This window comes from Shewanella sp. Sh95 (assembly GCF_001308045.1).
Taxonomy (GTDB): Bacteria; Pseudomonadota; Gammaproteobacteria; order Enterobacterales; family Shewanellaceae; genus Shewanella; species Shewanella xiamenensis.
In genome coordinates this window covers 22499-32988 of record NZ_LGYY01000130.1, presented here as the reverse complement: position 1 = coordinate 32988, position 10490 = coordinate 22499, and the positions used below count along the sequence as shown (strand labels likewise).

The window sequence follows — 10490 nt, the reverse complement described above, 5'->3', positions numbered from 1 at the left end:
TTTGCTTGGTGACAATAGCATTGTGGTCCCACCTGATCCCATCCCGAACTCAGAAGTGAAACGCAATCGCGCCGATGGTAGTGTGGGGTCTCCCCATGTGAGAGTAGGTCATCGCCAAGCGCCTAATATTCTCGATAAGAGAGCAATGAAGCCAGCTGAATAAGCTGGCTTTTTTGTTTTAGCCGTTTGTAATTTCATTCTCTCTATTACTACTTCCTATTCATTACTTCCTTTTATTCACTTCTGCGATGACGATAGTTATTACCTACATATCGATTTGACCGACAGAGCAATAGTTTCAAAGGCTTTCTTCGAGCTAATAAAAAGGGCAGCGTTTGGCTGCCCTTTATGCTTAGAATTGGTTTCTAATCTCGATTATTTAGCTTCTTTTAGCCACTGTGCTGCACGTTTGGCGAAGTAGGTAAGGATGCCATCGGCACCGGCACGTTTGAAGCATAGTAGCGATTCCATGACGATAGCCTTTTCAGCTAACCAGCCATTTTGGATCGCGGCCATGTGCATGGCATATTCACCACTCACTTGGTAAGCAAAAGTAGGAACAGCTAACTCAGTTTTAACACGATGAACGATGTCGAGATATGGCATACCTGGTTTTACCATCACCATATCAGCACCTTCTTGGATATCGAGCGCCACTTCGTGTAGTGCTTCATCACTGTTAGCTGGGTCCATTTGATAGCTATGCTTATTGCCACCTTTTAGGTTGCCTGCTGAGCCAACTGCATCACGGAATGGGCCATAGTAGCTCGAAGAGTATTTGGCTGAATAGGCCATGATCTGGGTATTAACATGGCCAGCTGCTTCCTGTGCTTGACGGATCGCGCCGATGCGGCCATCCATCATATCCGATGGCGCAACAATATCAGCGCCTGCTTCGGCATGGGACAAGGCTTGTTTAACTAAAATTTCTGTAGTGATGTCATTCAGGATATAGCCTGTTTCATCAATAATGCCGTCTTGACCATGGGTCGTGAAAGGATCGAGAGCCACGTCCGTCATAATGCCAAGTTGTGGGAAGGCTTTTTTGAGTTCACGTACAGCACGTTGCACTAGTGCGTCAGCATTGTAAGCTTCTTCTGCCATGAGAGACTTTTTCTCTGCAGGCGTGACAGGAAAGAGGGCAATTAAGGGGATGCCTAATTCAACAAGTTCTTCTGCTTCTTTGAGCAGTAAGTCGATTGAATAACGCTCCACACCTGGCATTGAAGCGACTTTTTCGCTGCGATTACTGCCTTCGAGCACAAACATAGGATAGATTAGGTCATTCACTGTTAGGTGATTCTCTGCCATCAGGCGACGGCTAAAATCATGTTTGCGCATGCGGCGCATTCTGCGCTGTGGGAAGGCACTGGTAATGATATTCACATTAGACTCCTAATTAGGTTCTGTTTGCGCTGGCGCATACAATTTCACTTGATTGCGTCCGCTATTTTTTGCTTGATAGAGGGCTTTATCTGCCTGCTCTAATAATTCGGTACTGTGTTGTTCATTTAAGATTACGTCGGCACTCACGCCGATACTGACGGTGAGTGGTATGGGTTTTCCTTCCCATTCAAGGCCGATACTAGCCACTGCATCTCTTATATTTTCAGCGACTTGAAGCGCCCCATCCGCGTTGGTATTGGGGAGAATAATAGCAAACTCTTCTCCACCAAAACGTGATACTAGATCGGTTGGTCGTTTTAAATGCTGCTGCAATGTCTTTGTGATAAGTTTTAGGGCCTGATCACCCGCTAAATGACCAAATTGATCATTGATAGATTTAAATCGATCGATATCGATCATTAATAGTGCTATTGGCGTTTCTTGACGACGACTTATACGGCTTTCTGCTAATAGGCGTTTATCGAAGGCACTGCGGTTTTTAGCCCCCGTTAAGCTGTCTATAGTGCTTTGTTCTGTGAGCTTTTGATTAACTTCATGCAATTCGCGCAGGGTAATTTCAAGTTCCAAAGTGCGCTCTTGCACCATTTGTTCCAGTCTTTCGTTAGTTTCTGCTTCTACTTTTAATGCATCTTCACGTGCGCTACGAATTTTTTGTGCTTGTTTTAGTGCTTCTTGTTGAATGCGTTGTTTGGCTTTACGTTCGTCGTTATAGCGGATAGCAAGCACTAGTGACATAAAGATAATTTCAAAGGTTAACCCCAGCATTACAGGTGTCTGAGGTTTGATATTCAGCTCGATAACGCCTAAATACAGTAAGCTACTCAGGCACGCTCCCGTCAGCATACTCACCCAGCCAACAGTATAAAGTTTGGCTAATTTTTGCCCTCTAGCGGCTTGAATAATTGCGAGTATCATCATAATGATACTGAGCACGACAACCGAGATAATCTCAATGTAAAGTACAGTGCCATAACGCAAAAAGGGGACTAATAAACAGATTAAAAGGATATAAACGGCACTATAACGGCACATCAATAGCATGCGGCGATTATAGTATTTTAATTGTAAAATTTTTTCGGTAAACATTAAGGCGAAAGCCATAACTAAAGGGAGTAGCACAGGAACCATCAGTTGCTGCAATGTTGGCCAATTAGGCCAGAGGAAGCGGAATGCGAAACCATTAATCGTGGCAACTAAGAGAGTCATGCTAAGGACGTAGCCGGAGTAATAGCTGTAACTGAATGAACCAGAAGCTAACGCGATAAATAGACTGAAGATACCGATGGCGGCGAGTACCCCAAGCTGAAATCCATGTTCGACAGCTGTTGATTCCGCTATTTGTGCCAAATCGTTGGCTGACCATAAATTTAAAGGAACGGCCGCATTGCCTTCGGTTTCAATATGTATATAAAAGGTATGTTGTTCATTGGTGTTAATTTTAAAAGGGTATAGAAAAATATTACTCAGCAGTGGACGCTGTTTATAGGGAAGTGTATCTCCCATATACGTTGTGTTGACGAGTTGGTTATCTACAAGATGGTAAATAGTTACTTTATCTAATAAGGGATTATCTAAGGCAAGAATGCGTGAAAGGCTTTCGTTGTTACTACTAAGATTAACTGACAGCCAAAAATTATGCAGGCTAAGACGTTGAATATCGTTACTGGTAAACTTATGCCATTGTGCCTTGGGAAGTGCTTCGATGTCCGCTAACTGACTTTCAGAATGAGGATGGGTCACTATTAGCCAAGGTGTTAGACTGAGCGGCGTCGGAGTGTGTTCATTGATGTTGATTATGCTTGCGAAGCTGCCAGATGATATGAGCATGCTGATAAGCAAAACCAATAAGCAACTTAATTTAGCCATTCTGTTGACTCAAATTAAAAAACGCTAGGCTATTTTGATAGCATTGTTTTGCAAATTCAGCCGGATCTTCACCGCGTAGATTGGCAATATACTGAGCAATATAAGGCAAATATTCGGGTTTATTTTTACTGGATTTAGGCTTAGGACGCATGCTACGCGGTAGCAGATAAGGACTATCTGTTTCGACCAATAAACGATCTTTTGGAATCAATGGCACTAGTGCTGCTAATTCTTGGCCGCGTCTTTCATCACAAACCCAACCTGTAATTCCTAAGTGTAAATCGAGATCGATATAAGCTTCCATTTGCGTGCGAGTGCCAGTAAAGCAGTGTAACAATGTGCCGCGAAGATGTGGGCGGTACTCACTAACGATGCTTAAAAAATCACAATGGGCATCTCGTTCATGCATCAGAACGGGTTTTTGAAGGTCAATCGCTAGTTCTAATTGGGCGATAAATGCTTTGCGCTGGGCCGGACGTGGAGAAAAGTCCCTATTATAGTCTAGCCCGCATTCACCAACGGCAACAACCTGCGATGCTTGGCATAAATCTATGAGAGTTTGTTTGGAATTCGTTTGCCATTCGCTAGCATGATGCGGGTGTACACCTGCAGTGCAATAAAGCTGTTTGGGATACTGTTGGCATAATTGAATGGCTGCCGCGCTTTCGCTTAAATCACTGCCAATAACAATTAACGGCGAAACCCCTTGGTCCGCCGCTGCTTGTATGATTTGCGTTATGTCTAGTTCGAGTGCGCTGCCAAGCAAGTTGACAGCGATATCTATATAAGATGACATTATTTTAGGCGTTTTACCCTCACCTTAGCATTACGATCCTCAGTACCCATTAAGAAAGAGCCAAGCGCAGCTTTTTCGATAAATACTTTTTCACCGACTTTGAGATTGAATTTACGGTTTTCGGTTTGTTTCCAAACTTGGCCATTGGTAAAGGTAATCTTTAAGGCACCGTAGGCATCTTCTGCTATTGACTCCACATCGAGATAAATTTTGTCAGTCGTATTCTCTTGGACGCGTTTAACTTCCATACCGAAATTATCTTCGACATTGGTCGCGGCGGCAGCAACAGGAGCTGCAGTCGCCACAGCTGCAGGGGCCGCTGCGGGAGTGACAACGGGGGCGACAGCTATCGGTGCCGTGGTGTTATTGGTCACTGTGGTGACTTGAATGCTTGCTGCGAGATTGTCATAGCATACCAAGCGCTCGAGTTTGTCTGCTATCCCTGCACATTGAGTTAATTGCTGCTCAATACCGGCATTAGCCTGTGCAGATACCAGTAACACTGCACCAGTCAGTAGAGTTAAACGCATCCCAGTTTCCTTATTATTATTTTCCTCTAATGCCGATTAAGGCATTAGTCGTTCGTTGATTCTTCTTCGTCGGACTCGTCATCAGGTTTACTGTAAAAACGAGCCGCAAATAATCCGCCTTCGAACAATAACAGCATTGGTACGGCAAGCATAGTCTGGGAGATAACATCCGGTGGCGTTAACAACATGCCCACAACGAATGCGCCGACAATGATATAAGGGCGTTTTTGTTTGAGATCTTCTGGAGTGGTTACGCCCGCCCAGCAAAGCAGGACTACGGCAACCGGGATTTCAAAGGAGAGGCCAAAGGCAAAAAACAATTTCAGCACAAAGTCGAGATAGCTGCTGATATCCGTTGCTACCTGTACTCCTTCGGGGGCCGTGTTGGCGAAGAAGCCAAATACCACTGGGAATACAACGAAATACGCAAAGGCGATCCCTAAGTAAAACAGTACAGTGCTACTGAAGAGTAGTGGCATAACTAAGCGTTTTTCATGCTTATACAAACCCGGTGCTACGAAGGACCAAATTTGAAAGAGCACATAGGGTACGGCCACAAAAAATGACAGAACTAATGTCAGTTTAAAAGGGGCGAAGAAAGGTGCTGCCACATCGGTCGCAATCATACTGCCACCTAAGGGCAAAGACTGCATTAAAGGGATTGCCATGTAATGGTAAATATCATTTGCCCAATACACACTACAAATAAATACAATCAATACACTGGCAATGGATTTAAGCAGCTTGGACCTAAGTTCAAGCAAATGGCTGATAAGTGGCTGCTGTTGCGACATGAATTATCCGTTAGCTTTCGGGTTAGAACGGGTATCCTCGCCCTGAATGGACTCACTATGTGGGGCGGAGGAAGCCGAAGTTGGACTCGCCTCGGTAGAAACCGTTTGGCTTGCAGGATTGTGGATCTGGTTTTCCTGTGCACTGGGAATATCTTGCACTTGGTAAGGACGATTCACTGACTGCGCGGCTTGCTTCAATTGATCGATTGACTCTTGCAGCTCGGGAGAGAGGTTAGATAAACCTTTGCTCTCCGCTTTTTTGAGGTCGGCGTGCAACTGCTCGATCTTTAGCTCTTGCTCAAGTTCTTCTTTGACTGAGTTGGCCATGCGTTTCATCGCGCGGATCCAACTGGTTACTGAACGTACTGCAACCGGTAGACGTTCGGGGCCAAGAACGACCAGCCCCAGAACACCGATCAGCAGCAGCTCCATAAAGCCGATACCGTCAAACATAAAGAGTTACGCCTGTTCTTTGTGAGACTCAGGTTTCTTTTCAGTCGCCTGTTGAGTTGGTTGTGCGGTTTGTGCAGTTTGCACTGGTTTTGCCGCTTCAGTGTCTTCTAGCGCCTTTTTATCTTCTTCTGAAGACATGGCGTTTTTGAAGCCCTTAACAGCACCACCTAAGTCACCACCCAAAGAGCGTAATTTCTTAGTTCCAAACAATAAGACAACGATTAACGCGATGATAAGAAGTTGCCAAATACTAATGCCACCCATGAAGGTATCCTCTTAATTGATATCGGTTCTATTATGAACCTCTGATTAATTAGTGCTAGCTAAAATTTACGATTCTTTGGCCTAGATCGCCATCCGATAATCCACAGTACCGTACCTGAAATCAGGCACACGTAAGGGCTCAACAGTGTAGCGTCTTGGTTGAACAATAACGTGCCACAGATCAATAAAATTGCAGAAGTGATGAGTAAGTAATTACTCTTATGTGCTTGCTGCTGGTATTTCAGATACTTATCTAGCATTTGTTGCTGAGAACTCAGCAATTTCCTGCCTAATTTAAGGTTGTCATAAATTAGTTCAGGGAATTCCGGAAGTTTATCAGACCAATATGGCAGTTTTGTGGATACCTTTTTAAACATGGCTTTAGGTCCCACTTGCTCGGCCATCCACTGCTCTAAAAAGGGTTTAGCGGTCTGCCAGAGATCCAGCTGCGGATAGAGCTGACGGCCTAAACCTTCAATATACAGCAAAGTCTTTTCGAGCAGCACGAGCTGAGGCTGCACGACGATATCAAAATGCCGTGCGGTACGGAACAGCTCTAACAACACATGCCCAAAGGAGATTTCATCTAAGGGCTTGTTAAACATGGGTTCACACACGACCTTGATGGCTTGTTCAAAAGCTTGCAGATCGGTTTTTTCCGACACCCAGCCCGACTCAATATACAGCTGTGCGATGCGGTGATAATCACGATTGAAAAATGCGAGGAAGTTTTCCGCGAGATAGCGCTTATCGACCTCACTGAGCGTGCCCATAATGCCGCAATCAAGGCCGATGTAGTAAGGATTTTCGGGATGTTCGCGGGAGATAAAAATATTTCCCGGATGCATATCCGCGTGGAAAAAGTTATCGCGGAACACTTGGGTGAAAAATAGCTCTACGCCCCGTTCGGCTAGCAGTTTAAAGTTTGTGCCTTGTGCCTTAAGTGCAGCGATATCCGATACTGGAATACCGTAAATCCGTTCCATCACCATCAAACGTGGATAACAAAACTCTTCATATACATAAGGAATATAGAGCGCGTCTGAGTCGAGGAAGTTATTACGTAGCTTAATGGCATTGAGGGCCTCAAGCTTAAGGTTGAGCTCCCCTAAAATGGTGACGCGGTAATCTTCAATCACCTCGGCTGGGCGTAGTCGGTTACCTTCGCCAAGAAGATAATCGATGACCTTCGCCGTTTGCGACATCAGCAGGAGATCAGCCTGGATTTTAGTTTCTACGTTCGGGCGCAGCACTTTTAATACCACTGCCTTGCCATTGGATTTAAGCGTGGCGGTATGCACTTGGGAAATCGAGGCAGAGGCTAATGGCGTTTCATTAAAGTCATCAAAGAAGGTCTCGATTGGTGCTTTAAGCTCAGCTTCTATCGCGAGTCGGGCGAGTGCGCCATCGAAGGGAGGGACTTTATCCTGCAACATGGCAAGCTCTGTCGCCCATTCATCACTCAGTAAGTCACGGCGGGTGGAGAGCATTTGCCCTAGCTTGATATACACAGGGCCAAGCTCTTGCATTGCTAGCTTTAAGCGCTCGCCACCGGATTTACTTTTGTGTTTATTACGGATCCAAAACAGACTATTGCGGGCGAGTTTAAAGTACCAAGGGGTCATCTTTGGCGGTAAAACATCATCTAACCCATATTGCAATAGGGTCTTAATCACATGATAACCGCGGCGGATACTGGCAAGGGTCATGGCTTAATTGAGTCTCTTAATTGGGCAATCCGTTGTTCGAGCGCGCGAGTGTCGTTAACTAAGTCATCTATTTGATCGCACAAATGAATAAGCTCAATCCGATGGGGCGCAAGCCGATACTCTTCGATAGCGAGTTGCCCCAAATGGGAGCGGGTTTTACGCAATACTTCAAGTGCCAAACCTTTTGCCTGATGGCTTGTACTGATGAGCTTGTGAGTGGGGCCGTCACCCAAATAACGCGAAATGGGCTCGGCAAAATCAAACTCTATGCTACGTAGATATTGGCTAAAGCTTTGTAATAAGTTCAGATCGCCTTCGAGCTTGAGCTTATCTTGCTTGATAAGTTCAGTCAGGTTGGCACCTTCGGACACGCGATAAAGTGTGGTTGCATCAGCGTGCAGACTGACATCGACATCACCTTCATAGCGACTCATTACTTGGATTTCTTTGGCAAAGACCAAGTAAATTGGCCAGTTGAGTTGCGTTAATTGAATACGAAATACTTTGCCATGTAGCTGGCGCTGGCGCGCATAGGCGTCACCCGCTTGGGTCTGAAGTTGTTTCAGACCCATCTCAATAGCGGCGCAGGCAAGTAACACCACTTCTTGCGGCATCATTAGAATTTATAACCACGGTGCAGGGCGACAATGCCATCGGTCATATTGGTGTAATCGACCTGTTCAAAGCCCGCATCCACCATCATTTGCTTAAGAGTGTCTTGATCTGGATGCATCCGAATGGATTCGGCCAAGTACTCATAGCTGTCAGCGTCTTTAGTAATGAGTTCACCCATCTTTGGTAAGACTTTGAAGCTATATAAATCATACACTTTACGCATGATTTCATGCTGGGGCTTAGAAAACTCTAATACCAATAACTTACCACCTGGCTTAAGTACGCGGTTCATAGAACGAAGCGCTGCGTCTTTGTCTGTTACGTTACGCAGACCGAAGGCGATAGTGATGATATCGAAGTGATTATCGGGGAAGGGCAGTGCTTCGGCATTGGCTTGCACGTAGCTGACATTGTTAACAATGCCTTTGTCTCGTAGCTTAGTGCGGCCTACTTTTAGCATAGAATCGTTGATATCAGCTAAAACCACTTCGCCTTTATCGCCCACTAAGTGAGAGAATTTAGCGGTTAAATCGCCCGTACCACCGGCAAGGTCAAGCACCTTCATACCCGGACGAGCGCCAGATACTTCAATGGTGTAGCGTTTCCAAAAACGGTGAATACCGAAGGACATAACGTCATTCATGATATCGTACTTGGCGGCAACCGAATGGAACACGCCAGCAACGAGATCGGCCTTTTTATCCGCCTCTACGGTTTTATAACCAAAGTGGGTATTTTTAGATTCACCCTCAGACATCAATGTATTCCTATTGTTTTGCAAAGTATTAGTGGCGAGTGTAAGCCATCGCCTGCATTTGCTGAATCTTTGATCTATCACTCTGTGATCGAGCTAGTAAACTCTCCTCAAGGCGTTAGCTTAAAGAGTTTGGCTTTTGCCAGTGTTTAGTGTGCCGACCCGATAAAATGGACTGGCATTAGACCACAATATCAGGATTTGGTGAATAGCTTCGCGCCTGTAAGGGTACAAGCAAACGAGGCTATCGGTCTAAAAATTGGCATCTTGCTTGTACATAGGCATAAATTAACTCGCTGATACTTTGACCCACATCCCTAAAGCCCGCCTCTATGCCCGCCTCATGACAACTTGGGGCGGCTTCGGCTAAATGTAAATAAGCACAGGGACATCGGCTGGCGATATAGCTAATGTAGTGGGCGGCATCGAGTAGGGGAATTCCCGCAGCTGTGGAGGCACTGCTCGGCATTTTGGCGATGGCATCGACATCCAACTCTAACGCTACTGGGAGTTCTGTTTGGTTAAGTTTGTTGGCAATATCCTGTAGCGCCTGCGTCAGGCTAATCTCTCGGCGGATCCAAATTTGTTGCAGACTATGCCAAGTGCCACCAAACTCAGTGAGTTGTTGTAAATTGGCCTCGCTGTTTTTGAGCTCGTGCAAACCGAGCACATGGTAATACCCCAGCGCGCCGCGATTGGCGGCGTAACTAAAGCCATTACCGCTGTGACGCCCTTCGAGTAGGCGAAAATCACTGTGCGGATCTAAATTCACTGCGGCAACTTGGCGTTGATAATGGGCCGAGGTCGCCATTAACAGGCCATAGGCATTGTTGTGGCCGCCACCAATCACTATGGGTTCAAGCCCTGCCGCTTGTATGGCGCTGACTAGTTTAATCACGCGCTCATCGAGCCGCTCAACTGCTTGGCGTAGATGGGTTAGGCTCGCGCCTTCGCCATCCTGTGCCTGTAATTGCAGATCCGCCGTATGAACTTGCCCTAAAATCAGGCATTCGGCGCCCGAAAGAAAACGATTCGACTGTAAATTCAACCACTGGCGCATGCTGGTGGTAAAGGCATCGGTGGCACCGCCTCTGCCTAGGTTAGCCCGTGGGCCGATATCTTCACCCACTCCGACAATGGCAAATTGTGCACCATGGGCTTTAGCGGTGGTGAGTATCGCTTCTAATGGATGTTCATGGTTAGCCAAGTGTACGCATTGGCCTATTTTGGTTTCACCGGCTCGCGGGCTAACGAGACTGGCGATATCGGCTTGGGTGAATGGGATAAATTCAGACATAGATT

11 protein-coding genes and 1 rRNA gene are annotated in these 10490 nt (G+C 45.9%); 1 reads left to right on the top strand and 11 read right to left on the bottom strand.

The window, feature by feature from the left end; genetic code table 11:
* Positions 1–4 precede the first annotated feature (4 nt).
* Positions 5–120: ribosomal RNA gene (gene rrf / locus AEA42_RS09840) — 5S ribosomal RNA — on the top strand.
* Positions 121–375: 255 nt separating this feature from the next.
* Here the strand turns inward: rrf and hemB are convergent.
* From hemB to AEA42_RS09785, 11 genes are all read right to left on the bottom strand, one after another.
* Positions 376–1386: a porphobilinogen synthase gene (gene hemB / locus AEA42_RS09835; protein ID WP_055647636.1), complete on the bottom strand. Its 1011-nt coding sequence runs from the start codon at positions 1384–1386 to the stop codon at positions 376–378.
* Positions 1387–1395: 9 nt separating this feature from the next.
* Positions 1396–3273 carry a diguanylate cyclase gene (locus AEA42_RS09830; RefSeq protein ID WP_047536611.1) on the bottom strand — a complete coding sequence of 626 codons (1878 nt, stop codon included), beginning with the start codon at positions 3271–3273 and terminating at the stop codon, positions 1396–1398.
* Entirely contained in the window at positions 3266–4069 is an 804-nt protein-coding gene (locus tag AEA42_RS09825) for a TatD family hydrolase (protein ID WP_055647635.1), read from the bottom strand. Before AEA42_RS09825 ends, AEA42_RS09830 begins: the two co-directional genes overlap by 8 nt.
* Positions 4069–4599 (bottom strand): hypothetical protein, encoded by a 531-nt coding sequence (locus tag AEA42_RS09820; protein ID WP_055647634.1) that lies wholly within the window; start codon positions 4597–4599, stop codon positions 4069–4071. Before AEA42_RS09820 ends, AEA42_RS09825 begins: the two co-directional genes overlap by 1 nt.
* A 44-nt stretch (positions 4600–4643) precedes the next feature.
* Complete coding sequence (tatC, locus tag AEA42_RS09815; protein ID WP_055647633.1) at positions 4644–5393, bottom strand: twin-arginine translocase subunit TatC; 750 nt, start codon at positions 5391–5393, stop codon at positions 4644–4646.
* A gap of 3 nt (positions 5394–5396) precedes the next feature.
* Positions 5397–5846, bottom strand: a complete 450-nt coding sequence (gene tatB, locus AEA42_RS09810; protein ID WP_037422648.1) for a Sec-independent protein translocase protein TatB — start codon at positions 5844–5846, stop codon at positions 5397–5399.
* A gap of 6 nt (positions 5847–5852) precedes the next feature.
* Complete coding sequence (tatA, locus tag AEA42_RS09805; protein ID WP_037422651.1) at positions 5853–6110, bottom strand: Sec-independent protein translocase subunit TatA; 258 nt, start codon at positions 6108–6110, stop codon at positions 5853–5855.
* A 59-nt stretch (positions 6111–6169) separates the two neighbouring features.
* Entirely contained in the window at positions 6170–7819 is a 1650-nt protein-coding gene (gene ubiB / locus AEA42_RS09800) for a ubiquinone biosynthesis regulatory protein kinase UbiB (RefSeq protein WP_055647632.1), read from the bottom strand.
* Positions 7816–8436 (bottom strand): SCP2 sterol-binding domain-containing protein, encoded by a 621-nt coding sequence (locus AEA42_RS09795; RefSeq protein ID WP_055647631.1) that lies wholly within the window; start codon positions 8434–8436, stop codon positions 7816–7818. Before AEA42_RS09795 ends, ubiB begins: the two co-directional genes overlap by 4 nt.
* Positions 8436–9191: a bifunctional demethylmenaquinone methyltransferase/2-methoxy-6-polyprenyl-1,4-benzoquinol methylase UbiE gene (gene ubiE, locus AEA42_RS09790; protein ID WP_037422660.1), complete on the bottom strand. Its 756-nt coding sequence runs from the start codon at positions 9189–9191 to the stop codon at positions 8436–8438. Before ubiE ends, AEA42_RS09795 begins: the two co-directional genes overlap by 1 nt.
* 241 nt (positions 9192–9432) lie before the next feature.
* Positions 9433–10485, bottom strand: a complete 1053-nt coding sequence (locus AEA42_RS09785) for a formimidoylglutamase (RefSeq protein ID WP_055647630.1) — start codon at positions 10483–10485, stop codon at positions 9433–9435.
* Between the last annotated feature and the right edge of the window lie 5 nt (positions 10486–10490).

What these genes read in the sequence shown, in the direction of transcription:
- AEA42_RS09830 (WP_047536611.1), bottom strand. Translation starts at nt 3,273, where the DNA reads ATGGCTAAATTAAGTTGCTTATTGGTTTTGCTTATCAGCATGCTCATA.
- tatC (WP_055647633.1), bottom strand. Translation starts at nt 5,393, where the DNA reads ATGTCGCAACAGCAGCCACTTATCAGCCATTTGCTTGAACTTAGGTCC.
- AEA42_RS09785 (WP_055647630.1), bottom strand. Translation starts at nt 10,485, where the DNA reads ATGTCTGAATTTATCCCATTCACCCAAGCCGATATCGCCAGTCTCGTT.
- AEA42_RS09820 (WP_055647634.1), bottom strand. Translation starts at nt 4,599, where the DNA reads ATGCGTTTAACTCTACTGACTGGTGCAGTGTTACTGGTATCTGCACAG.
- AEA42_RS09795 (WP_055647631.1), bottom strand. Translation starts at nt 8,436, where the DNA reads ATGATGCCGCAAGAAGTGGTGTTACTTGCCTGCGCCGCTATTGAGATG.
- ubiB (WP_055647632.1), bottom strand. Translation starts at nt 7,819, where the DNA reads ATGACCCTTGCCAGTATCCGCCGCGGTTATCATGTGATTAAGACCCTA.
- AEA42_RS09825 (WP_055647635.1), bottom strand. Translation starts at nt 4,069, where the DNA reads ATGTCATCTTATATAGATATCGCTGTCAACTTGCTTGGCAGCGCACTC.
- ubiE (WP_037422660.1), bottom strand. Translation starts at nt 9,191, where the DNA reads ATGTCTGAGGGTGAATCTAAAAATACCCACTTTGGTTATAAAACCGTA.
- tatA (WP_037422651.1), bottom strand. Translation starts at nt 6,110, where the DNA reads ATGGGTGGCATTAGTATTTGGCAACTTCTTATCATCGCGTTAATCGTT.
- tatB (WP_037422648.1), bottom strand. Translation starts at nt 5,846, where the DNA reads ATGTTTGACGGTATCGGCTTTATGGAGCTGCTGCTGATCGGTGTTCTG.